This is a genomic window from Sphingomonas trueperi, assembly GCF_011927635.1.
GTDB classification, from domain to species: Bacteria; Pseudomonadota; Alphaproteobacteria; order Sphingomonadales; family Sphingomonadaceae; genus Sphingomonas; species Sphingomonas trueperi.
Genome location: NZ_JAATJB010000009.1, coordinates 42,352 through 64,211, shown reverse-complemented (window position 1 = coordinate 64,211; position 21,860 = coordinate 42,352). Strand labels below are relative to the sequence as shown.

Genomic DNA, 21,860 nt, shown 5'->3' with positions numbered 1-21,860 from the left:
AATCGCGTCGCCGCATTAACCCAGATTGCGGTGGAAAACTCCAGCCCTACCCCGCATTCTTACGCCTCTCGCCTCGCCGAACGGCAGCGCTATCATGCCCGCACCCTGTCGATTCGCCGACGGAACGGGGCCGCAGGGTCATTTGGGGGACGCATTGAAGATTTCGAGGATCGCGATGACCATGGCCGCACTCGCGGCAACCATGGGGCAGGCACAGGCACAGAAGCGTGGGGAACCGCCGATCACGCCGACGACCCAGGCCTCGGGCGGCCCGATCGCGCCGGAGCGCACCGCGCTGCGGCTCGAACATGCCGATCTCGCGATCGAGGTGCTGCCGGCCAGCTACGCGCTGCATGGCACCGCCACGCTCACCCTGCGCACCAGCGCCCCGCAGCGCGAACTGCAGATCGACCTCGACCGCAATCTGCCGGTCAGCGCGATCAAGATCGACGGCAAGCCGCTGACGCCCGCGCAGTGGCGCAACCCCGAAGGCCGGCTGTTCATCACCCTGCCCCGCCCGCTCAAGGCCGGCGACACGGTGGTCGCCAAGATCGCCTATGGCGGAACCCCGCATGTCGCGGTGCGCGCGCCCTGGGACGACGGCCTCGTCTGGGCGACCACGCCCGGCGACAAGAAGCCCTGGATCGCCACCACCGCGGAAGGCTATGGCTGCGACCTGTTCTGGCCGTGCCTCGATTTCCCGCAGGGCGAGCCCGCGCTGGTCGACCTGCACATCACCGTGCCCGCCGGGCTCAAGGCGCCCTCCAACGGCAAGCTGCTGCGGGTGGAAACGCTCGCCGACGGCCGCACCACCTGGCACTGGCGCGCGAAGAGCCCCAACCCGTATGACGTGGCGCTCAACATCGGCCCCTATCGGGAGCTGACCGCCGGCTATAAGAGCCGCTTCGGCAACAGCTTCCCGCTGCACTATTGGTACCTGCCCGGCCGCGAGGCCAAGGCCGAGGCGCTGTTCGCCGAGTTCGCGCCGACGGTCGATTTCTACGAAAGCATGATCGGCCCCTTCCCCTGGGGCGACGAGAAGCTCGGCGTGGTCGAGACGCCGCACATGGGCATGGAGCACCAGACGATCAACGCGTACGGCAACAACTACCGCAGGACGCCATCGGGATTCGACGAGATCTTCCAACACGAGCTCGGCCATGAATGGTTCGGCAACCAGCTGACCGCGGCAAACTGGGACGATTACTGGCTGCACGAGGGCTATACCCAGTATATGCAGCCGCTCTACGGTCAGTGGCGGGAGGGCGACGCCCGCTACGCCGCGATGATGGACCAGTATCGCCTCGCCATCCGCAACAAGGCGCCGATCGTCGCAGGCAAGATCCGCACCGAGGAAGAGGTGTATGAGGAAGGCAAGGGCGGCCCAGGCCAAGACATCTATTACAAGGGTGCCTGGGTCCTCCACACGCTGCGCTACCTGATCGGCGACGACCAGTTCTTCGAAGTAACCCGGCGGATCGTCTATGGCCGGCCGGACCCCAAGCCGGGCAACTTCACGCCGCGCTTCGGCACCACGCCAGAATATATCGGCATCGTCCGCCAGGTGACCGGACAGGACCTGCAATGGTTCTTCGACGTCTACCTTTATCAGGCCGACCTGCCCGAGCTGGTCAGCGAGCGCGCCGGTGACCGGCTGACGCTGCGCTGGAAGACACGCGAAGACAGGCCGTTCCCGCTTCCCGTGGACGTCCTGATCGACGGCAAGCTGCAGAAGGTGGCGATGCCCGGCGGCACCGCGACGCTGACCATTCCGGCCACCGCGCATGTCGTACTCGATCCGAACGCGCATATCCTGCGCCGTTCGGATGCGGTGGATGCCTTCCAGCATTGGGCGAAAGAACGATGATCGCGATCATCGCACCCGCGCCGATCGGCGTGCCGGCACTCGTCGCGCTGCTGATCGGGCTGGCGGGTTTCGTCGCGGCGCTGCTGTTCGTGCGCTTCCGCCGCTTACGGCGCGGCGAGGCCGGGGCGGAGGTCAGCAGCCGATCGGGCCGCGGGATCTGGCTGCAGGGCGCAGGCTTCTTCTGCGTTGCCTTCGGCCCGCTGCGGCCGACACTGCAGGCGGCATCGGCGGCATCGCTCGGCCAGGCGGTCATGGTGGCGGTCCTCGTCGGCACCTGTATCGGTCTGTTCCTTTCGGCGGCAACGGCGATGAGCAGCAACTAGAGCTTCGCCGCGCGCACCCGCCGCGACCATGATCTCGTCACCTGGGACCCGTTCGCAACGATCCGGCATCCGATCTATACCGGGCTGTTCGCCCTGCTGCTGGCGATGGCCACGGCGTTCGGCCATTGGCGCGGGCTGATCCTCGGGCTGCCGCTGTTCGCCTGGGGCACCTGGATCCGCGTCATCAAAGAAGAAGCACTTCTGCAGGCGCGGTTCGGCCGGCAATATGCGGCCTATGCCGCGCGCGTGAAGCGCTTCGTGCCCCGCCTCTTCTGACCCGCACGCAGGGCGTACCGGCAGGGCCCGGCTTGCATCGTCGGCAACGCTCTGCGACCTTTGGGCGCGCGCCACGAGACGCGCACGATCTGCTGGGGTGACGAATGACACTGTTTCGCGGCCTGATCCTGGGGCCCGCCCTGATGCTCGCGGCGGTGCCCGCCGGCGCGCAGGAAGACCTCCGGGTCGAGGGCGACTGGACGCACAGCGCCAGCGGCATGACCTTCCCCGAGCGGCTGGGCAACGCGCTGCGCACCCGGATCCACGCCTATGACGCCGAGCAACTCGACGTCAGCGCCGGCTATTCGCTGCGGCGCGGCGGCGAGCTCGGCTTCGTCACGCTCTACGTCTACCCGGCGACGCCGGACCAGGACTGTGCGGCGTCGTTCGCCGAGATCGAACGCAACGTCACGCAGGGCAATGCCGATGTGAAACTGGTGGCGGAAGACCGCTGGCCCTCCCCGTCCGGCCGCACGCCCGACGTCGGCTATCACGCACGTTTCACCATGAAGGGCGTGCTTGACGGCAGGGAGCAGCCGCTCACCTCCGAAAGCTATCTGTTCTGCCCGGCGGGGGGGACCTGGCTGGTGGCGGCGCGCGGAAGCTGGTCGCGCGCGGCAAAGCTCGAATCCGCATTCGCCGAGCTGCTGCACGGCCTCGACTGGCCGCTCGAACTGGACGAGGCAGAGGAAAGCACCGGCAAAAACTGAGCCATCCATCGGTCGCCAAAGGCGGAGCGCTGGCGGCGCCACATAAAACAAGAAGGCGCGCAGGCCGAGGGACCCACGCGCCCTTTATTCGATGCTGCCGTTCGGGATCAGGCGGCGCTGCCGGCCTTTTCCTTCTTCGCATAGATGCGGACCGGCTCCTTGCGGCCCTCGACCACGTCCTTGTCGACCACCACTTCATCGACGCCGTCCATGCTGGGAAGGTCGAACATCGTGTCGAGCAGGATGCCTTCGAGGATCGAGCGGAGGCCGCGGGCGCCGGTCTTGCGCTCGATCGCCTTCTTCGAGACGGCGGTAAGCGCGTCGTCGGTGAAGCCGAGCTTGACCGCCTCCATGTCGAACAGCTTCTGATACTGCTTGACCAAGGCGTTCTTCGGCTCGGTCAGGATCTTGATCAGCGCCTCGACGTCGAGGTCTTCCAGCGTCGCGATCACCGGCAGACGGCCGACGAATTCGGGGATCAGGCCGAACTTGAGCAGATCCTCCGGCTCGGTCTGGCGGAGCAGCTCGCCGGTGCGGCGCTCGTCGGGCGCGGCGACATGCGCGCCGAAGCCGATCGACTTGCCCTGCAGACGATCACCGATGATCTTCTCGAGGCCCGAGAAGGCACCGCCGCAGATGAACAGGATGTTGGTCGTGTCCACCTGCAGGAATTCCTGCTGCGGGTGCTTGCGGCCGCCCTGCGGCGGAACGCTCGCGGTGGTGCCTTCCATCAGCTTGAGCAGGGCCTGCTGCACGCCCTCGCCCGACACGTCGCGGGTGATCGACGGGTTCTCGGCCTTGCGGCTGATCTTGTCGATCTCGTCGATGTAGACGATGCCGCGCTGCGCGCGTTCGACATTATAATCCGAGGCCTGGAGCAGCTTGAGGATGATGTTCTCCACGTCCTCGCCGACATAGCCGGCTTCGGTGAGCGTGGTGGCATCGGCCATGGTGAACGGCACGTCGAGGATGCGCGCCAGCGTCTGCGCCAGCAGCGTCTTGCCGCAGCCGGTGGGGCCGACCAGCAGGATGTTCGACTTGGCGAGTTCGACATCGGCACCCTTGGCGCCGTGGTTCAGCCGCTTGTAGTGGTTGTGCACCGCGACCGAGAGGACGCGCTTCGCCTTCTTCTGGCCGATGACGTAATCGTCCAGCACGTCGCAGATTTCCTGCGGCGAGGGGACGCCCCCGTCCTTCTTGGACACCAGCGAGGACTTGGTTTCCTCGCGGATAATGTCGTTGCACAGCTCGACGCACTCATCGCAGATGAACACGGTCGGGCCGGCGATGAGCTTGCGCACCTCGTGCTGGCTCTTGCCGCAGAAGGAGCAATAGAGCGTGCTCTTCGAGTCACCGCCGCTGAGCTTGGTCATTCAATCCATCCTTCGCGCCTCGGGCGCGTAACGCTCGCCTGCCATCCTACACGCAGGCGAAATTCCGGCAATCCATAAATCGCCCCGCCCGCCCGACGTTCCATGCACCGGGAATCGCCAGGCGGCCGAGGATAGGGATATAGTGTTAATTTGCCGCTGCCGCATCCTCGCTCGGCACCGGGCGCTTCTCGTAGACCTCGTCGACGATGCCGAAGGCCTTGGCTTCTTCGGCTTCGAAAAACGAATCGCGGTCCATCGTCGTCTCGATCTTCTCGATCGGCTGGCCGGTATACTTCGAATACAGCGCGTTCATGCGCGCGCGGATCCGCAGGATTTCCTTGGCCTGGATCTCGATGTCCGACGCCATGCCCTGCGCACCGCCCGAGGGCTGGTGGAGCATGATGCGGGCGTTGGTCAGCGCCACGCGCAGGCCCGGCTCGCCCGAGGCCAGCAGGAACGAGCCCATCGACGCCGCCTGGCCGATGCACACCGTGCCGACGCGCGGACGGATATACTGCATCGTGTCGTGGATCGCCATGCCCGCCGTGACGACGCCGCCCGGCGAATTGATGTACATCCAGATGTCCTTCTTCGGGTTTTCCGATTCGAGGAACAGCAGCTGGGCGGTGATCAGCGAGGCCATATGGTCCTCGACCTGGCCGGTGACGAACACGATCCGCTCCCGCAGCAGGCGGGAATAGATGTCGAAGCTGCGCTCGCCGCGGCTCGACTGCTCGATGACGATAGGAACGAGTGCGCCGGTGACGGGATCGATGGTCATCTGACCGGAAAGCGGATGCATGTGGGATGATCTCGTGGTTGTTTATTGCCCGCGACTACATCGGCGCTCCGGCTGCCCAGCGCAAGAGGGGCATTGCCGGAGGGGCCGGGCTCAGGCCGATTGCAGCGCGCCAGCCCCCTGCCCGGCTCGCTCGATGCGCTCCAGCACCTCCGGCGCGGTGGCGAAGGCCTGCAGCGCGGTCTCGAGGGACGGCATCCGCTGACTGGCGAGCGGGACATGGCGCGGGCGCGGCGCCTTCCAGCCGAGCGTTCTGCCGGGAACCGCATCGACCAATCGGGCCGGCAGCCCGCAGGCTTCGGCTACTGACGTAGCGAAGTCCGCCCAGTGTACCGCCCCCCGGTTGGCGAGGTGCAGGATGCCGCTCGTTCCGTCGATCAGTTCGTCGAGCACCGCGTTGCACAGGTCGGGCACATAGGCGGGCGACACGACCTGGTCGTCCGCAGCAGCAAACCGCCGCCCGGCCGCCAGCGCCTCGACGACATGCACCGCGAAATTGTGCTGGTCCCAAGGCGAGAAGAACGCCGCCGTCCGAACGACCAGATGGCGTCCAGGCAGACCACCGATCGCCGCCTCCAACGCGGCCTTGCTGCGGCCATAGGCGCCGAGCGGCGCGCAGGGATCGGCCTCGGTGTAGGGCCGGTCGAGTGCGCCATCGAACACCAGGTCGCTAGAGAAGCTTACGGTCGCGATGTGGCGCTCGGCGGCGGCCATCGCGAGCTCGGTCGCCCCGAGGCAGTTGCCGGCGAAGCATGCCGCTTCCTCGTCCTCTGCATCGTCGACGCGGACCCAGCCAGCCGCGTTGATCACCGCCCAGGGCTGATGCGTACCGAGCGCGGCGGCGATCGAGGCGCCGTCCTTGAGGTCGAGCATTGCCCGGCTGGCAAGAACATAAGCGAGCCCGCGCACCTCGCAGCTGCGGGCCAGCGCCTGCCCCAGCGTGCCGGTGGCGCCTGCGATCAGCACCGTGCGCCGAACCTCGCCCGTCTTCTCGAAGCGCGTGCCAGGATTGGGATGCGGCCTGGGATGATGCGTAACGCGCAGGTCGCGCCGCCACCAGCCCTCCCCGTGGAGCGCGGGATGGGCGAGCCGTTCGCCTCGAGCCAATGCCCGTAGCAGCGGCACCATCGCCGTGGGCCGGGGTTCGCCGCCGCGGACGTCGAACACGCCGGGCTCGTAGATGCCCGGTTCCGTCAGCAGCGTGTTCCAGCCCGAGGCGCCGAACAGCGACCAGGCCGTGACCGCCTGCACCGCGACACCCGCGGCCCGGGCCGCCTCGGCATCCTCCCAGGCATCCCGCATCCAGCGCATCTGCTCCTCGCGCGTGCAGCCGTTATGGACCTCGGTGATCGCGATCGGGATACGGTAGCGCGCCCAAGCCTCGGCCAGTGCGTTGGCCAGCCCGTCCGGCGCGGGATCTAGAACGCGCACCGCCTCGGTATCGACATAGGCGATGCTGCCGTTGCCGCCGCGCATCGCCGGCGGATAGGCTGCGACATTCTCGTCGAGGAACCGATCGCTTGTCAGATAGTGGTTGATGCCGATCACGTCCGGCGGACAGGGCGCGTCGGCAAGCACCTCCAGCTTCCCGGCCAGCCCGAAGCCGGCCAGGCGCTCCCACAGGGCATGGCCGGGGACGACGCGGCCGCACAGCAGGTCCCAGCACATCCAGCGCCGGTCATTATCATAGGCGACCTGCGCCTGCGTGCCAGGCGTGCCATAAGTCTTGCCGAGATCATCGGTCTGGATCAGCCGTGCATCCGGCCGCACCGCCCGCACCGCTGCCATCGCGCAGACCACGCCCTCGACCTGATGCACCAGCGCGCGCCAGAAGCTGCCCTCGTCGCGGGCGTGCGGATACCAATGCCCGTAAAGCGCCGCGAACCTGGCGGTCGTCAGCGGCTCGTTGACCGGCGTCCAGTCCGCGATCCAGGGATAGCGCTCGGCAACCCGCGCCGCATAGTCGCCGAGCTTCCCGCCGAACTCGGGATCGAGCAGATCGGTGCGCCGCGGGCCGCTGCCGTGATGGACCAGCCCGGCGATCGGCCGCATGCCGAGCGCGCGCATCCGCGCCAGCCGGGTGTCGCTCCAGCCCCAGTCGCAGTCTTCACGATCGTCGGGGCAGACCCGCTCCCACAGCACCGGGAAGCGCAATGCAGTCACGCCCAGCGCGGCGATACGATCCAGATCCTCCAGCCGGTCGTGATGCCCGGTCTCGATGGTCTGATCGCGATACCGGTCGCCGACGCGATTCACCGTGCATTCGGCACCGCCCCAGAGTTCGAGTGGTGACATCGGCCCTCTCAAAGACTGCACGGCGGAGAAGATGCATTTCCCGCCGCGGTTCGCCGCGAACCTGGGTTAGGCCGCGCGCTCGGTTCGTCGCAAAAGCACCCGGAAACCCTCCGCAGAAGCGCGTAGCGGGTACATCCCCAATTCACTTCTCCGCCTATAAAAACAACATGGTTAGCAACGGTTATGGGCAGATCCCGGCGATGCCGGCGGCGGAGTGTGAGACGATGGTTGGGCGTTGGACGGAAGCAGAAGCCAAGGCGTGGTACGCGCAACAGCCCTGGGTGATGGGCTGCAACTTCACGCCCTCGAACGCGATCAACCAGCTGGAAATGTGGCAGGCGGCCACCTTCGACATCGCGGCGATCCGCGCCGAGCTGGCGCTGGCCGCGGACGTCGGCATGAACGCGGTGCGCGTCTACCTGCACGACCTGCTCTGGGCAGAGGATCCGGAGGGCTTTCTCGCGCGCATCGACACGCTGCTCGCGGTGGCCGACGGCTATGGCATCCGGGTGATGCTGGTGCTGTTCGATTCCTGCTGGCACCCCGATCCCGCGCTCGGGCCGCAGCCGGCGCCCAAGCCCGGCGTGCACAATTCGGGCTGGGTGCAGTCGCCCGGCATCCCGGCGCTGCGCGATCCCGCCCAGCGGCCGCGGCTGGAAGCCTATATCACGGGCGTGGTTGGCCGCTTCCGCACCGATCGCCGGGTGCTCGCCTGGGATATCTGGAACGAGCCGGACAACGGCCCGGAGGTGTCGCTGTGCGACGCGGTCGAGCTCGGCGCCAAGGCCGACCTCGTCCTGCCGTTGCTGGTCGACGCGTTCGGCTGGGCGCGCAGCATGCGCCCGGTCCAGCCGCTTACCAGCGGCATCTGGCTGGGCGACTGGTCCTCGCCCGCGCTGCTCACGCCTCTCCAGCAGGCGCAGACCGGCCTGTCCGACGTGATCTCGTTTCACAATTACGGCACCGCCGAGGATTTCGCCCAGCGGATCGACTGGCTGAGCGTGTTCGAGCGGCCGATCTGGTGCACCGAGTTCATGGCGCGCCCGGCCGGCAGCACCTTCGAGGCGATCCTGCCGGTCGCCAAGGCGCGCCATGTCGGCGCCTTCTGCTGGGGCCTGGTGCGCGGCAAGACGCAGACCCACCTGCCCTGGGCGGCCTGGGAAAACCCGAATCTGGCCGGGCTCAAGGACAAGTGGTTCCATGACATCTTCGACGTCGGCGGCGTCCCCTATGACGCCACCGAGGTCGAGTTCCTCCGTCTGTTGCGCACGCTCGACGACAAGGCGCCGCACTGGCCGCTGATCGAAGTAGACGACGGCAAGGCAAATCCGAACCGGCCGAACGACGAGGCGAAGGCGGCCTGATCGCCGCCTTCCCTGCCTCACTCCGCCAGCGCCGCAGCCTTGAGCGGCGGGGTCTCGCGTTCCTCGGCGATGTGGCGGCGGTACGTGGCGAGCGCCTGCCCGACCACCTGGTCCATATTGTAGTAGCGGTAGGTCGCCAGCCGGCCGACGAACAGCACGCCCTTGGTCGCCTCGGCCAACGCCTCGTACTGCTTGAACAGCGCCTGGTTTTCCGGCCGCGGGATCGGGTAATAGGGGTCCCCCTCCGCACTCGGAAACTCATAGGTCAGGCTGGTGTTCGGCGCCTGCTGCCCGGTGAGGTGCTTGTACTCGGTCACGCGCGTGTATGGCACCTTCTCGTCCGGATAGTTCACCACCGCCACCGGCTGCGCCCATTCGCGATCCTCATGGACATGCTCGAAGCGCAGCGACCGATAGGGCAGCTTGCCGAAGCGGAAGTCGAAATACTCGTCGATCGGCCCGGTATAGACGATCTGGTCGAAGCTGAACCGCCGCTTCGCCTCCTCGAAGGTGACGCCGAGCTCCAGGTCGATGTTCGGATGATCGAGCATCTTCGCGAACATCGCGGTGAAGCCGTCGCGCGGCATCGCCTGGAAGCGGTCGGTGAAGTAGCGGTCGTCGGTGTTGGTCCGCGTCGGCACCCGCGCGGTGACGCTCTTGTCGAGCTCGGAGGGGTCGATCCCCCATTGCTTGCGGGTATAGCCCTGGAAGAAGGTCTCGTAGAGTTCGCGGCCCACTGCCGAGATCACCACGTCCTCGGAACTGCGGATCACGGTTACCGGCTCGGCGCGCGCGGCGAGGAACTCGGCCGCTTGCTCCTCGGTCTCCAGCGACAGGCCGAACAGCGCGTTCAGCGTCGTCCGGTTGATCGGGATCGGCACCAGCTGCCCGCGCACCTCGGCGAGCACGCGATGCTCGTACGGCCGCCACGCGGTGAAGCGCGAGAGATACTCGAAGATATCCGCGCTGTTCGTGTGGAAGATGTGCGGGCCGTATTGGTGGATCAGGATGCCCGCCTCGTCCTTGTGGTCGAAGGCGTTGCCCGCGATGTGCGGCCGCTTGTCGATCACCAGCACGCGCTTGCCGGCATCGGCTGCCAGCCGCTCGGCCATCACCGATCCGGCGAAGCCCGCGCCGACGATCAGATAGTCATAGTGGTCGCTGCGCACCGGCTTGAGCAGCGGCTGATCGGGTTCCGCCACCTGCAGGATCAGCCCGAGCATGCGCGCCGCAACCTGGTCCCAGCTCTGCTCGGCGAGCAGCGTGTCCGCCTCGATCCGCCAGGCATCACCGGTGCGGCGCAGGGCCAGCGCCTGGTCGCACGCGTCGACAAACGCAGTCGCGCCATCCGCCACGAACACGCCCGCGACGTCACCATAATGGCGGATGACGTCGACGATCGGCGTGGACACCACCGGCAGGCCGGCGGCGAGATATTCGGGCGTTTTGGTCGGGCTGATGAAGCGCGTCGCCTCGTTGATCGCGAACGGCATCAGCGCCACGTCCCAGCCGCCGGCATAGAGCGGCAGCTCGGCATAGCTCTTGGAGCCGAGCCAGGCGATGTTCGCACGCTGCGGCAGCTCGGCAGGATCGATCTTCACCACCGGACCGACCATCACGATCGTCCAGTCGGGACGCGCATCGGCAAGCGCGGCGATCAGCCCGAGGTCCATCCGCTCGTCGATGACGCCGTAGAAGCCGAGGCGCGGGCGCGGCAGCCCGGCCTGATCGGCAACGTCCTGCACCAGCGCGCGGCCCTGCGCGAAATGCGCGGCATCCACGCTTGAGGGAAACGGGTGGACCGAAGCATGGCTTTCGCGCTTGGCTTCGTAGAGGCTGTAGCCGCCGGTGAAGACCAAGTCCGCAAGTCCGAACAGCTCTTGCTCCAGCGGCATCAGCTCGGGCGGGGCGAAGCGGAAGTTCTTCAGTTCGTCCATGCAGTCATAGACGGTGCAGGCGGCCGCCAGATGCCGCGAGAAGGGCAGCATCATCGGCGTGTAGTACCAGCGGATCAGCTGTGCGCCGATGCCTGCGACGTGATCGTCGAGCAGCGCGCGGAGCGCCGCCGTGCGCGCATCGCCGCCCATGCTGCCGGGCAGATGCGGCACTGCCACGGTGACCCCATTCCCTTCGTCGCGAAGCTCCAGCCAGGGCGTGGGGCTGTCGTTGTCGATCGGCTCTTCCCAGAACAGCACATCCATGTTGCGCGCGAAGCGGGTCATGAGGTGCTGGGGGCGCTGGAAGACGAAGTTCCAGCGAAGATGCGAAAAGCAGATCAGCGCGAAGTTGCTGCTCGGTCGGGTGCTTGCGGCATGGTTGGTCAAGGACGGTTTCCCTGTTGCGGTCAACAGAGAGAACCCACCCAAGCTTGTTGCCGTTCCAAGACGATAGCAACAATTCTTTTTAAATCAGCATGATACAAGTTAATGCAATTTAGTCTCACGCAGGCAGTGCGGGCCGCACCGAAGTACCGCCCGCCTGTTGCTCAGGCCGCGTCGACCATCACGATCTCGCTGTCTTCGATCGCGGTGATCTTGACCACCTCGACATCCTTGATCGCGGCACCGTCACGGGCGTTGACCCGCGTGCCGTCGATTTCCACCGCGCCGGTGGCGGGCACCAGATAGGCGCGGCGATCGCTGCCGAGCGTATATTCGGCTGTCTCGCCGGCGCGCAGGGTCGCACCCACGACCCGGGCATCGGTGCGGATCGGCAGCGCGTCGCCATCGCCCTCGAAACCGCTCGCCAACACCACGAACTGGCCGGCGCGGTCGGTCTTCGGAAAGGGGCGCGTGCCCCAGCTCGGCTTCTCGCCGCCGCGGGTCGGCTGGATCCAGATCTGGAAGATGCGGGTGGTCTCGTCCTCGCGATTATATTCCGAGTGCGCGATGCCCGTGCCTGCCGACATCACCTGCACGTCGCCGGCGACGGTGCGGCCGTGATTGCCCAGATTGTCCTGGTGGGTGATCGCGCCGTCGCGGACATAGGTGATGATCTCCATGTCGCGGTGCGGGTGCGGCGGGAAGCCGGTCTGCGGCGCGATCGTGTCGTCGTTCCACACGCGCAGATTGCCCCAGCTGGTGCGGGCCGGATCATAATAGTTGGCGAAGGAGAAATGGTGCTTGGCGTCGAGCCAGCCATGGTTGGCACCGCCGAGGCTGGAAAAGGGGCGAAGTTCGATCATTGTGGGTCTCCCTTTGGGGGTGCGCCGGGCCGCGGCGCCGTTTCGATGACCGGGATATAGGCGGGCTCGACTTCTCCAGTCAGTCGGATAAGTTTGACGCAAACGTTCCAGGAAATAGAAATGTCAAACCCGGGCACGCCCACCTTCGACCAGCTCCGCATCTTCCTCGCCGTGGTGGACAGCGGCAGCTTTGCGGGCGCGGGACGCCAGCTCAACCGCGCCGTGTCGGTGATCAGCTACGGCATCGCCAATCTCGAGGCGCAGCTGGGCGTGCTGCTGTTCGACCGCGAGGGCACCAAGAAGCCGCGCCTCACCACCGCCGGCGAAGCGGTGCTGGCCGAGGCGCGGACGGTGGCGCAGGGCATCGACGGGTTGCGCGCCAAGGTGAAGGGCCTGCTCGACGGGCTGGAGGCAGAGGTGAACCTCGCCGTCGACGTGATGCTTCCCACCCGCCGGCTGGGCGAAGTGCTGCGTGCCTTCCGCGCCGAATTCCCCACGGTGACGCTGCGGCTGCATGTCGAGGCGCTGGGCGCGATCACCAGTCTGGTGCTGGACGGCAAGGCGGTGCTCGGCATCTCGGGGCCGCTGGCACAGGGCATGAACGGGATCGAGTGCGAGGCGGCGGGATCGGTGGCGATGGTGCCGGTGGCGGCGCCCGACCATCCGCTCGGCCGGATGGACCCGATCCCGCCCGGCGCGGGGCGCGACCATGTCCAGCTCGTGCTCTCCGACCGCTCGCCGCTCACCGCCGGCCGCGACTTCGCGGTGATGAGCCCGCGCACCTGGCGATTGGCGGACCTGGGCGCGAAGCACGCGCTGCTCCGCGAAGGCATCGGCTGGGGCAACATGCCGCTGCCGTTGATCGAGCCGGACCTGGTCGCCGGCACGCTGGTGCGGCTGGCGATGCCGGAGAGCCCCGGCGGCATGTATCGCTTCGGCGCGATCTGGCGACGGGATGTGCCGCCCGGACCGGCGGCGTCGTGGCTGCGCGCGCGGTTCGTTGAGGTGGGGCGCGAGGATGTGGATCTGGAGGGGCTTGGCGAGGCGTAGAACGCAATCGCATTGCGCAGCCGCCGTCTTTGCTATGAGACGATAGTCTGAGTAGCGCGCATTTCCTATCTGAGGCGCATGGATGCACATCTGAGCGAACAGCTTCAGCAAATCTTTGGCGCCTATGTTCGCCAAGACACTCTGGATACGGCCGCAGCTGAAATGGCAGGTCTCGGCCAGGCATATCCAGATCTAGACGAAGGTTTTCGCGGAGCGTTGCGCAGAAGCATCGAGTTCGCGCGAAGCGGGGACGCTGGCGTATGCATAGCGATCGAGAAAAGCGGATATCGTGCACTGAACACGGCGGAGGCGCAGCTTATACTCGCTGAGCTTCTTCGCTTATACATCGTCCATTTCAAGATGAACACACGCGATTGATCTCGCTGGTGTTTGACCTCCTCGCTAGAACAGCACCGCCCCGCCCGCGACCAGCCGCACGTCCGGCGCGTTGTGGTTCAGCCCCGCCACCGCCAGCAGATCGAGCTGCAGCACCTTGGTCGGCCTCCATGCCGTCGACAGCGCGGCGAGGGCATGGGTCTCGTGCCCCTCTGGATCATTGTCCCGCTCCAGCGAGAATTCCGCAGTCGTCGTCACCTTTTCGCTGAGCTTGTAGCGCAGGCTGGTGATCCCGCTGACCGCGAAGTGCCGCCCCTGCCCGCTCTCGTTGGCGGCGGCATCGGCCTCGCCGGTGAAGGCCACAGCGAGCTTCTCGGTCAGGTCATATTGTACCGGCACGATGGCGCCCGCGGACCAGGTGCCGTCGCCGATCGGTGACTTGCCGGTGGGCGCAGTGAAGAAGCCCTCGACGCCGGCGGAAAAAGGCTTGCCCTTCTCGCCCGCGAGATGCTGACGCATCGCGAAGCGCAGGTCGCCGGTGCCGGTCACCCGGTGGATCGCGCCGGCCTTGTCGCGGGTGCGGTCCTGGCCATAGCCGGTCCAGCCCAGCTGCACCTCGGTCTTGGGGCCTACGCCCGCACGCACCAGCAGGTCGGCGGTGACGATCCGGTCCCCGCGCTGGTCGGCGGCGTCGTCGCGCTCCCAGTCGACGAACGAGGCCTCGACATGGACGCGGCCCGGCTCGGTGGTGCAGCTCGATGCGCCGATGCTCGGGCGGGTCGGGCAGAAGCGGGGATCATCGTCGGCAAAGGCATTGCCCTCCGCCAGCAGCGCCGTCGTAAGACCCAATATCCGTGCAGCGCGTACCATGTCATCCCCCGAGCGTGTGGAGGGCCCAACGATGCCATGTCGGAAATGTTTCGAAACAGAAGCCTCAGGCGTCGCGGATCGCATGCTCCAGATCGGCGGCATGGGCGGCGGCGGGTTCGGTCGGCGCGGCGGCATCGGCGAGTTCGGTCTCGACGCGTGCACCGCCGGTGAGCGTGCGGTGTACCGGGCAGCGATCGGCGATCTCGAGGAGCCGGGCGCGCTGGGTGTCGTCGAGGGCGCCCTCGATCTCGATCCGCCGGGTAAAAAGGTCCGCCGGCTGCACGCCTGCCTGGCGCTGGTGCCCGGCGAGCGTGCGGATGCCGGTGACCGGCCAGCCCTTCTGCAGCGCATAGACGCGCAGCGTCATCGTCGTGCAGGCGGCGAGCGCCGAGGCGAGCATCTGATAGGGCGTCGGCCCCGATCCCATGCCGCCGACCGACACCGGCTCGTCGAGCATCAGCGCCACGCCCGCGACCTGCACCGCCACCTGGAACTTGCCCGCGCCGGTATCGCGCGCGATCGCGTCCAGGGCCACTTCGCTGCTCATGCCGTCTGCTCCGCCAAGTTGGTCTCGATCGCGATACCCTGCTTGAGCGTCAGCGTCACCGGCGTGCGTTCGGCGATCTCGGCGAGCCGTGCCTTGGCGGCCGCATCGGGGCCCGTGATCGTCAGCACGCGCCGGATGTGCCGTTCCTCGGGCCTGCCGAGGATCCGCAGGTCGACATCGAGCGAATCGATCCGCCAGCCCTTGCGGTCGGCGTACATGCGCAGCGTCATCGCGGTGCATGCGCCGAGCGCGGCGAGCAGCAGTTCGTAGGGCGCCGGGCCAGCGTCGCGGCCGCCATTGCTCGGCGGCTCGTCGGCGAGGAGCGCGTGGCTGCCGGCCTGGATCCGGGTCTCCATCGCCTCGGGGCCGATATGGGCGGTGGTGTGCAGCATGGTCGTGGCCCTCAGATCGCCAGCAGCGCGATCGCTTCGATCTGCGCGGGGTTTAAGCCATGGTCGGCGAGCACCGGCACCAGATGCGCGGCGGGCCGGCGCTGGCGGCGCGTCGTGCAGACGAACTGGCGGATCGCCTCCAGCCGCGGGTTGGCCAGCGGCGTCGGGCGGCGGGCGCCGAACAGCGTGTCCGCCACGCGGCCGAGGAGCGAGGGCTTTTCGGTTGCCGCAACGGCGCTGCAGCCGCAGGCCGCCGCGTCCTGGAAGGCCACCGAGACGGCGGCCCATTCGGTCTGGCTGAGTTCGGGTGCTGTGTATCGGTCCATCGAAACCTCCTGTGTTGGGCCGTTTCTAGCCCGGCGACGCACTTCCGATCAGCCGGATAGTTTCGACGCTATCGTTCGAGGGAGTTGAACAGCTACTGTTCGATATAGTCGAACATATGGGACGACTTTATTCCAGTTCTCAGGCCATCTCGGCGGGGCCATCTTCCGGTCACCAGGCGAGGCAGATCGGTCCCCGCCCTCTTTCGGAGACACATCATGGCTACCGCACCTTATTCTCACACCGCCACCCCTACCAACGTTCAGTCGGCCCTGCCGCTGGTCGGCCGCATCGGCATCGCCGCGATCTTCCTGCTCAGCGGCCTGTCGAAGCTCGCCGCACCGGGCGCGACGATCGGCTATATCGCGTCTTCAGGCCTGCCCCTGCCGCAGCTGGGCTTCGCGATTGCGCTGCTCGTCGAACTGGGCGGCAGCATCGCGCTGATCCTCGGCTATCGCACCCGCATCGTGGCGGGGATCCTCGCCGCCTTCTCGGTCGCGACCGCGCTCGCCTTCCATTCGGCGCTGGGCGACCAGAACCAGTTCATCGACTTCTTCAAGAACATCGCGATGGCGGGCGGCCTGCTGCAGGTCGTCGCGTTCGGCGCCGGCGGCTGGAGCCTCGACGCCCGCCGCTAAGACGATCTGAAACCGCGTTGAAAGGGGTCGCACCAGGGGTGCGGCCCCTTTTCGCGTCCCCATCCATGCGTACAGGCGATCCGGCATCCGGTCTCCGCTAGACCCGCCTGCAAGGAGATCGCCATGACCCGCTGCACGCACATGAATTCGGACACGGTCCGCGAGGTTACCCCCAGCGCCAAGGGCTGCGAGGAGTGCCTTAAGACCGGCAGCTGGTGGGTCCATCTGCGGCTGTGCCGCGAATGCGGCCATGTCGGCTGCTGCGACCAGTCCCCCAACCGCCACGCCACCGCCCATTTCCAGGAAACCGGTCATCCGATCATGGAAGGCTATGACCCGCCCGAAGGCTGGGGCTGGTGCTATGCCGACGGGATCGAGGTAGACCTGCCCGACCAGACGCCGCAGCAGGGCCCGATCCCGCGCTTCTTCTGAACCCGCGCCGTGGACAGGCGCGGGCCGGGCGCTAAGACGGTGCCGATGATCGCGCATCCGCCGCTTCGATGACCCCGCCCGCCCCGGCGTCCCGCGCCGCACTCCTCTTGTTCGGCGCGGGCGATTTCGCGTTCAATCTCTACTGGCAGGCGGTCAATCTCTACCTGCTGTTCTTCTATATCGACACGCTGCGGCTGGCCCCCGCGCTGGCCGGCACGCTGTTCCTGGTGGGCGCGGCCTGGGACGGCGCGGCGGACTTCGTCGCGGGCGTGATCGCCGAACGGATGCGGCGGCCCTATCGCTGGCTGATCGGCTGGGGCGCCGTGCCGCTGGGGCTCGCCTTTGTCGCGATGTTCGCGGTGCCGGTGGGCGGCTGGGGCGCGGCGCTGGCGGCACAGCTCGGCTTCCGCACGCTCTACGCCTTCACCAACATCCCCTATTCGGCCTGGACGACCCGACTGGCGGGTACCAGCGCCGAGCGGTCGCTGCTCGCGGGGTTGCGGATGATCTTCGGCGCCGTCGCCGCGACGCTGGTCGCGGGGACGCTGCCGGGGCTGGTGCGGGCGCTGGGGAGCTACGGCGCGGCGAGCGCGCTCCTCGCTGCGCTCGGCGTGCCGTTGCTCCTGGCGATCGCGTGGATGGTGCCCGAGCGGCGGCCATCGGGGGACGCGGCGACCCGCCCGGCGATCGGCCCGGCGCTGATGCTGCTCGCGCGCAATCGTGCGTTCGTCGCGCTCAACCTCGCGGCGGCGGCGGGCGCGGCCGCGGCGGCGCTGACGACGCAGTCGGTGCTCTATTTCTTCCGCTATGTGCTCGCCGACGATCCCGCCGGGCCGCAGGCGCTGGCGGCGATGGCCTTCGCCAGCCTCGTCGCGACGCCGCTCTGGACGATCGCGGCGCGACGGGCCGGGGCGCGGGCCGCGTGGCTGGCGGCGTGCGGGCTCGCACTGGCCCTGCCCGCCGGCTTCGTGCTGCTGCCGGCGCCCGGCGTCGGCGCGGCGACGCTGTTCCTGCTGGGCATGCAGGTCGCGTTCGCAGGCTTCGGGCTCGCCGCCTGGACCTTGCTGCCCGACAGCGTCGACTGGGGCGCGGCGCGCAGCGGCGTGCGGGTGGAGGCGATCGCGTTCGGCACCTTCGCGCTCGCGCAAAAGGCGGCGCTGGCGGCGTCGGGGTTCGCGATCGGCGCGATCTACCAGGCGAGCGGCTTCGTCGCCGGGGCGCCGCAGGGGGCGAGCAGCCTGGCGGCGATCCGCTGGCTGATGCTCGCGGGACCGGCGGCGCTGCTGCTCGGCGCGCTGGCGGCGGTGCTGGCGCTGCCGCTGCGGCGGGATACGCTGGCCTGACCCATCCTCCCCCTGACGGGGGAGGATATGGGGAGATCACGCGCCCGCCCTGATCCAGTCGTGCATCGTCATCCAGCTGACGAATTCGCCAAACCATCCGGTGCTCGTCGTCTTCTTGGGATACATGCCGAAGCCGTGGCCGCCCTGTTCGAACAAATGGAACTCCACCGGCCGCTTGGCGCCGCGCCAGCTATCGATCAGCCCAAAGCCGGTATTGCCGAACAGCGGATCGTCGGCCGCGAGCGCCACGAACAGCGGCGGCGCGTCGGCGGGGACCTGGAAGGTGGTCAGCGGGCCGTAGATCGTGCCGATAAAGGCGGGCTTGGCGTCCTGCCCGTCGAGCGCCGTCGCCAGGGTGAGCATCGCGCCCGCCGAAAAGCCGACCATGCCGATCTTGTCCGGCTGGACGTGCCATTCGGCCGCGCGCTTGCGCACCAGCGCGAAGGCGGCGCGCGCGTCGGTCACCTGGGTGGCGATGCCCGCCATCATCGCCTTGGGATCGGCACCGCGCGGGGGCCCGCCCCCGCCGCCGGCGAAGCGCGCCTTCATCGCGGCTTCATAGGCAGCGAGGTCCTGCGGCGTCTGGTTGAGCCGGTACTTGAGCACGAAGGCGGCGACGCCGTGCGCGGCGAGCGCCTTGGCGACGTCCCAGCCTTCGTTCTGCATCGACAGCGAGGTGAAGCCACCGCCCGGTGCGACGATCACCGCGGTGCCGTTCGCCTTGGCGGGATCGGGCAGGAACGGGGTGAGCGTCGCCACCGTCACGTTGCGGGCGAATACGCTGCCATATTGACTGTGCCAGCTCTCGGTCGCGGTAGCACCGGGCAGCGAGCCGGTGCCGAGTTCGATCGCGCTCGGCTGCGCGGGCGTGGCGATCGCCGTCATCTTGTCGTTCTGTGCCAGCGCGGGCAGCGGCGCGGCGAATAGCGTCGCCAGGGTGAAGCCCATGCACAGCGCAAGTGCGGGCCGACGTTTCAACGAATGTGAACGCATCCAATCCTCCCCGTTAATTGCTTTGGCCGAGTATCAGCACCCGCATCACGTTTGTCCAACAATTAAATCGGCCTGTTGATCGATCGAAGCGTTCGGATCAAAGGGAATAAATCATATAAATACTGATTAGTTCTCGAAAGTTAGTATCGTGGGTTTTGGCGTCGCGGGCGGCACTTCGGTGGATTACTCGGTCTAGAGGGGCCGACGCCGGGCACTTCCCCAGAATCCCAGCGTACCGCCACCCCATGCCGGAGTTTATGCAAATCGCTCGCAATCGCATTGACAATGCGAATTGCTCGCAATAGGCGCTCCCGTAACGACGTTCAAAGGGGAATTACGTGAATCGCACTTCCGCGACGCTGGCCAGCGCGCCGGCTTTCGTTGCACTCGCCTGTGTAGGCTTTCTCGTCTCGGCACCCGCCCAGGCCGAGGACAAGCACGCGAACGACGGCACTACGACCAGCGCGGCATCCGATGGGGACTTGCAGGATCGCGATACGATCATCGTCAACGGCCAACCCTATTCGCCGCACCAGCAGTCGCCCAAGGCGACGCGGCCCGTGCGGGACACGCCGCAGACCATCACCATTCTCACCAACGAGGTGATCGAGCAGCAGAATCTGCTCACCCTGCGCGACATGCTGTCGACCGTTCCGGGCATCACCTTCGGTGCCGGCGAAGGCGGCGGCGGCTATGGCGATTCGATCAACCTGCGCGGCTATTCGGCCAATACTGACATAACCGTCGACGGCATCCGCGACAGCGCCCAGTATACCCGCACCGATCCGTTCAATCTCGAACAGCTCGAAGTCGTCAACGGCCCCAACTCGGTGCAGAACGGCGCGGGCTCGGTCGGCGGCTCGATCAACATGGTGACCAAGAAGCCGCAGGCGAACACCCGCATCCTCGCCTCGGGCGGCATCGGCACCGACAATTACTATCGCGGCACGGTCGATGCCAATGTGCGCGTCAACGAGCTGATCGCCTTCCGCCTCAACGCGATGAAGCACGACAACGACGTGCCCGGCCGCGATGTCGAGACGATGAAGCGCTGGGGCGTGGCGCCGGCGGTGACGATCGGCATCGACAGCCCGACCAAGCTGACGCTGCAATATCTCCACCAGGAGGACGACAACACGCCGCAATATGGCGTGCCCTATTATCAGGTCGCCGGCGGCGCGCTGCCGGGTGTCAGCCGCGCCAGCTATTTCGGCTTCCGCAACGTCGACACGCAGCAGAGCAATGTCGACCAGGCGACCGCAACCTTCGAGCATCACTTCAACGACCGGGTGACGATCCGTAACGTCACGCGCTGGCAGGACGTGACCCAGCACAGCATCGTCGATCCGCCCCAGGGCACCTGGTGCCTGGCGAACGGCCTCACCCCCACAGGCACGCCGTGCACAGTCGCCTTCACCGGCGCGACCACGGGCACGCTCACGGTGCCGGCCGGCTATTACTATGCCTCGGGCCCGCGCGGGAACACCCGCAACACGCGCAACCAGCTCGCCTATGACCAGGTCGACCTGATGGCGCGGTTCAACACCGGTTTCATCGAGCATTCGGTGACGCTGGGTGCCGCGGCGAGCTGGGAGAAATTCTATCTTTCCACCGGCAACGTGCTGCGCAATGCCAACGGCACCAACCCGCTGCTCTATTACCCGCTGATCAGCATCGCCAATCCCAACGCGGTGGTGACAGGCCCGGCGGCGGCCAGCGGGATCGCGCGCGTCTATGGCAGCAACGTCTATACCGGCCCGATCAACTATATCGAAAGCGCGCGGCAGACCGGCGAGCTGACCAACTATGCCGTCTATCTGTTCGACACGATGAAGCTCGGCGAGCATTTCGAGATCAACGGCGGCCTACGCTGGGAGTCGAACGACGGCAGCTACCGCGCCGATACCGTCTCCACCACCACGGCGACGCTGGGCCAGGTGACGCCGGGCACCGTGTTCTACAACAAGGACAAGCTGTTCTCCTACCGCGCGGGCCTGGTCTACAAGCCGATCAAGGCGATCAGCCTCTACGTCGCCTATGGCAACTCCAAGACGCCGTCCAAGACCTCGGTCAACGGTTCGTGCACCGCGGCGACCTGCAACGTCGATCCGGAAACCGCGCGCAACTATGAAGTGGGCGGCAAGGCCGAAGTGTTCGGCGGGCGCCTGCTGCTCACCGCGGCGCTCTTCCGCAACGAGCGCACCAACTACAAGGTGGCGACCGGCGACCCGCTGGTCCCCGAGCAGCAGCTGGACGGCAAGTCGCGGGTCAACGGCGTCGCGCTGGGCGCGGTCGGCCAGATCACCAAGGCCTGGTCGATCACCGCCAACTACACCTATCTCGACGGCAAGGTACTGCGCAGCATCGCGCAGAACAGCCCGGCGGGCACGATCGACTATGGCAAGGATGCCGAACTACAGAACACGCCCAATCATTCGGGCAGCCTGTTCAGCACCTACCGCCTGCCGTTCGGGCTCACGCTCGGCTACGGCGTGACCTATCAGGGCAAGGCCGCGTTCAACCTGCCGACGGCGACCGCGCCGCAGGTGCTCTACAGCCCCGATTACTGGGTCCACAACGCGTTCCTCTCCTACGAGATCACCCGTGCCCTGTCGGCGCAGGTCAACGTGAAGAACGTGACCGACTCGCTCTACTACACGCGCATCCGCAACAATGGCTGGGCGACCCCGGGTGATGGCCGCGCGGCGGTGCTGACGCTCAACTATCGCTTCTGATCGCGAAGG

20 protein-coding genes and 1 pseudogene are annotated in these 21,860 nt (G+C 67.2%); 11 read left to right on the top strand and 10 right to left on the bottom strand.

The features are described 5' to 3' along the window. Positions 1-181 precede the first annotated feature (181 nt). The 4 genes and pseudogenes from GGR89_RS14295 to GGR89_RS14285 all read left to right on the top strand — a co-directional run bounded on the left by GGR89_RS14295 (position 182) and on the right by GGR89_RS14285 (position 3,176). A complete protein-coding gene (locus GGR89_RS14295; protein WP_125976716.1) occupies positions 182-1,867 on the top strand; it encodes a M1 family metallopeptidase in 1,686 nt (561 codons plus the stop codon). Further along, positions 1,864-2,190, top strand: a complete 327-nt coding sequence (locus tag GGR89_RS22345) for a hypothetical protein (RefSeq protein WP_241217995.1) — start codon at positions 1,864-1,866, stop codon at positions 2,188-2,190. Before GGR89_RS14295 ends, GGR89_RS22345 begins: the two co-directional genes overlap by 4 nt. Before the next feature lie 30 nt (positions 2,191-2,220). Then, positions 2,221-2,466: pseudogene (locus tag GGR89_RS22340) on the top strand (methyltransferase family protein); the annotation flags it as partial. A 104-nt stretch (positions 2,467-2,570) separates the two neighbouring features. Further along, positions 2,571-3,176, top strand: a complete 606-nt coding sequence (locus GGR89_RS14285) for a hypothetical protein (RefSeq protein WP_125976670.1) — start codon at positions 2,571-2,573, stop codon at positions 3,174-3,176. 107 nt (positions 3,177-3,283) lie between these two features. Here the strand turns inward: GGR89_RS14285 and clpX are convergent, their stop codons facing one another. The 3 genes from clpX to GGR89_RS14270 form a co-directional block, all read right to left on the bottom strand. Next, positions 3,284-4,549, bottom strand: coding sequence for an ATP-dependent Clp protease ATP-binding subunit ClpX (clpX, locus tag GGR89_RS14280; RefSeq protein WP_064311561.1), 1,266 nt, complete (start codon positions 4,547-4,549; stop codon positions 3,284-3,286). A gap of 145 nt (positions 4,550-4,694) precedes the next feature. Then, positions 4,695-5,351: an ATP-dependent Clp protease proteolytic subunit gene (locus tag GGR89_RS14275; protein WP_084579678.1), complete on the bottom strand. Its 657-nt coding sequence runs from the start codon at positions 5,349-5,351 to the stop codon at positions 4,695-4,697. A gap of 90 nt (positions 5,352-5,441) precedes the next feature. Continuing rightward, on the bottom strand, positions 5,442-7,643 hold the full coding sequence (locus GGR89_RS14270; RefSeq protein ID WP_125976669.1) for an SDR family oxidoreductase: 2,202 nt from the start codon (positions 7,641-7,643) through the stop codon (positions 5,442-5,444). A gap of 224 nt (positions 7,644-7,867) precedes the next feature. Here GGR89_RS14270 and GGR89_RS14265 point away from each other — a divergent pair, with 224 nt between their 5' ends. After that, positions 7,868-9,007, top strand: a complete 1,140-nt coding sequence (locus GGR89_RS14265) for a cellulase family glycosylhydrolase (protein WP_125976715.1) — start codon at positions 7,868-7,870, stop codon at positions 9,005-9,007. A gap of 17 nt (positions 9,008-9,024) precedes the next feature. Here GGR89_RS14265 and glf read toward each other — a convergent pair whose 3' ends face one another. Beyond that, positions 9,025-11,229 (bottom strand): UDP-galactopyranose mutase, encoded by a 2,205-nt coding sequence (gene glf / locus GGR89_RS14260; RefSeq protein WP_125976714.1) that lies wholly within the window; start codon positions 11,227-11,229, stop codon positions 9,025-9,027. A gap of 263 nt (positions 11,230-11,492) precedes the next feature. Beyond that, positions 11,493-12,191 (bottom strand): pirin family protein, encoded by a 699-nt coding sequence (locus tag GGR89_RS14255; RefSeq protein ID WP_125976668.1) that lies wholly within the window; start codon positions 12,189-12,191, stop codon positions 11,493-11,495. A gap of 120 nt (positions 12,192-12,311) precedes the next feature. Between GGR89_RS14255 and GGR89_RS14250 the strand changes: the two genes are divergently transcribed. Then, positions 12,312-13,241, top strand: a complete 930-nt coding sequence (locus GGR89_RS14250) for a LysR family transcriptional regulator (protein WP_125976667.1) — start codon at positions 12,312-12,314, stop codon at positions 13,239-13,241. A gap of 78 nt (positions 13,242-13,319) precedes the next feature. Continuing rightward, positions 13,320-13,619: a hypothetical protein gene (locus GGR89_RS14245; protein ID WP_167712986.1), complete on the top strand. Its 300-nt coding sequence runs from the start codon at positions 13,320-13,322 to the stop codon at positions 13,617-13,619. A gap of 24 nt (positions 13,620-13,643) precedes the next feature. Here the strand turns inward: GGR89_RS14245 and GGR89_RS14240 are convergent, their stop codons facing one another. The 4 genes from GGR89_RS14240 to GGR89_RS14225 form a co-directional block, all read right to left on the bottom strand. Then, complete coding sequence (locus tag GGR89_RS14240) at positions 13,644-14,447, bottom strand: transporter (protein WP_164521781.1); 804 nt, start codon at positions 14,445-14,447, stop codon at positions 13,644-13,646. A gap of 64 nt (positions 14,448-14,511) precedes the next feature. After that, complete coding sequence (locus tag GGR89_RS14235; protein ID WP_125977615.1) at positions 14,512-14,994, bottom strand: OsmC family protein; 483 nt, start codon at positions 14,992-14,994, stop codon at positions 14,512-14,514. Continuing rightward, positions 14,991-15,386 (bottom strand): OsmC family protein, encoded by a 396-nt coding sequence (locus GGR89_RS14230; protein ID WP_125977613.1) that lies wholly within the window; start codon positions 15,384-15,386, stop codon positions 14,991-14,993. The genes GGR89_RS14235 and GGR89_RS14230 overlap by 4 nt, the downstream gene beginning before the upstream one ends. An 11-nt stretch (positions 15,387-15,397) precedes the next feature. Beyond that, positions 15,398-15,712, bottom strand: a complete 315-nt coding sequence (locus GGR89_RS14225; RefSeq protein ID WP_125977611.1) for a hypothetical protein — start codon at positions 15,710-15,712, stop codon at positions 15,398-15,400. Between the two features lie 216 nt (positions 15,713-15,928). Between GGR89_RS14225 and GGR89_RS14220 the strand changes: the two genes are divergently transcribed. The 3 genes from GGR89_RS14220 to GGR89_RS14210 all read left to right on the top strand — a co-directional run bounded on the left by GGR89_RS14220 (position 15,929) and on the right by GGR89_RS14210 (position 18,123). Then, a complete protein-coding gene (locus GGR89_RS14220) occupies positions 15,929-16,348 on the top strand; it encodes a DoxX family protein (protein ID WP_125977609.1) in 420 nt (139 codons plus the stop codon). 123 nt (positions 16,349-16,471) lie between these two features. Continuing rightward, a complete protein-coding gene (locus GGR89_RS14215; protein WP_125977607.1) occupies positions 16,472-16,780 on the top strand; it encodes a UBP-type zinc finger domain-containing protein in 309 nt (102 codons plus the stop codon). Positions 16,781-16,848: 68 nt separating this feature from the next. Next, positions 16,849-18,123 (top strand): MFS transporter, encoded by a 1,275-nt coding sequence (locus GGR89_RS14210; RefSeq protein ID WP_125977605.1) that lies wholly within the window; start codon positions 16,849-16,851, stop codon positions 18,121-18,123. Between the two features lie 36 nt (positions 18,124-18,159). Here GGR89_RS14210 and GGR89_RS14205 read toward each other — a convergent pair whose 3' ends face one another. Next, positions 18,160-19,071 (bottom strand): alpha/beta hydrolase, encoded by a 912-nt coding sequence (locus GGR89_RS14205; protein WP_125977603.1) that lies wholly within the window; start codon positions 19,069-19,071, stop codon positions 18,160-18,162. Positions 19,072-19,454: 383 nt separating this feature from the next. Between GGR89_RS14205 and GGR89_RS14200 the strand changes: the two genes are divergently transcribed. Then, a complete protein-coding gene (locus GGR89_RS14200; RefSeq protein WP_241218064.1) occupies positions 19,455-21,851 on the top strand; it encodes a TonB-dependent siderophore receptor in 2,397 nt (798 codons plus the stop codon). The last annotated feature ends 9 nt before the right edge of the window (positions 21,852-21,860 follow it).

Coding starts and splice junctions, on each gene's coding strand:
- GGR89_RS14265 (WP_125976715.1), top strand. CDS start 7,868: ATGGTTGGGCGTTGGACGGAAGCAGAAGCCAAGGCGTGGTACGCGCAA.
- clpX (WP_064311561.1), bottom strand. CDS start 4,549: ATGACCAAGCTCAGCGGCGGTGACTCGAAGAGCACGCTCTATTGCTCC.
- GGR89_RS14270 (WP_125976669.1), bottom strand. CDS start 7,643: ATGTCACCACTCGAACTCTGGGGCGGTGCCGAATGCACGGTGAATCGC.
- GGR89_RS14275 (WP_084579678.1), bottom strand. CDS start 5,351: ATGCATCCGCTTTCCGGTCAGATGACCATCGATCCCGTCACCGGCGCA.
- GGR89_RS14230 (WP_125977613.1), bottom strand. CDS start 15,386: ATGCTGCACACCACCGCCCATATCGGCCCCGAGGCGATGGAGACCCGG.
- GGR89_RS14285 (WP_125976670.1), top strand. CDS start 2,571: ATGACACTGTTTCGCGGCCTGATCCTGGGGCCCGCCCTGATGCTCGCG.
- GGR89_RS14250 (WP_125976667.1), top strand. CDS start 12,312: ATGTCAAACCCGGGCACGCCCACCTTCGACCAGCTCCGCATCTTCCTC.
- GGR89_RS14210 (WP_125977605.1), top strand. CDS start 16,849: ATGACCCCGCCCGCCCCGGCGTCCCGCGCCGCACTCCTCTTGTTCGGC.
- GGR89_RS14295 (WP_125976716.1), top strand. CDS start 182: ATGGCCGCACTCGCGGCAACCATGGGGCAGGCACAGGCACAGAAGCGT.
- glf (WP_125976714.1), bottom strand. CDS start 11,229: ATGACCCGCTTCGCGCGCAACATGGATGTGCTGTTCTGGGAAGAGCCG.
- GGR89_RS14240 (WP_164521781.1), bottom strand. CDS start 14,447: ATGGTACGCGCTGCACGGATATTGGGTCTTACGACGGCGCTGCTGGCG.
- GGR89_RS14255 (WP_125976668.1), bottom strand. CDS start 12,191: ATGATCGAACTTCGCCCCTTTTCCAGCCTCGGCGGTGCCAACCATGGC.
- GGR89_RS14220 (WP_125977609.1), top strand. CDS start 15,929: ATGGCTACCGCACCTTATTCTCACACCGCCACCCCTACCAACGTTCAG.
- GGR89_RS22345 (WP_241217995.1), top strand. CDS start 1,864: ATGATCGCGATCATCGCACCCGCGCCGATCGGCGTGCCGGCACTCGTC.
- GGR89_RS14205 (WP_125977603.1), bottom strand. CDS start 19,071: ATGGGCTTCACCCTGGCGACGCTATTCGCCGCGCCGCTGCCCGCGCTG.
- GGR89_RS14235 (WP_125977615.1), bottom strand. CDS start 14,994: ATGAGCAGCGAAGTGGCCCTGGACGCGATCGCGCGCGATACCGGCGCG.
- GGR89_RS14225 (WP_125977611.1), bottom strand. CDS start 15,712: ATGGACCGATACACAGCACCCGAACTCAGCCAGACCGAATGGGCCGCC.
- GGR89_RS14245 (WP_167712986.1), top strand. CDS start 13,320: ATGGATGCACATCTGAGCGAACAGCTTCAGCAAATCTTTGGCGCCTAT.
- GGR89_RS14215 (WP_125977607.1), top strand. CDS start 16,472: ATGACCCGCTGCACGCACATGAATTCGGACACGGTCCGCGAGGTTACC.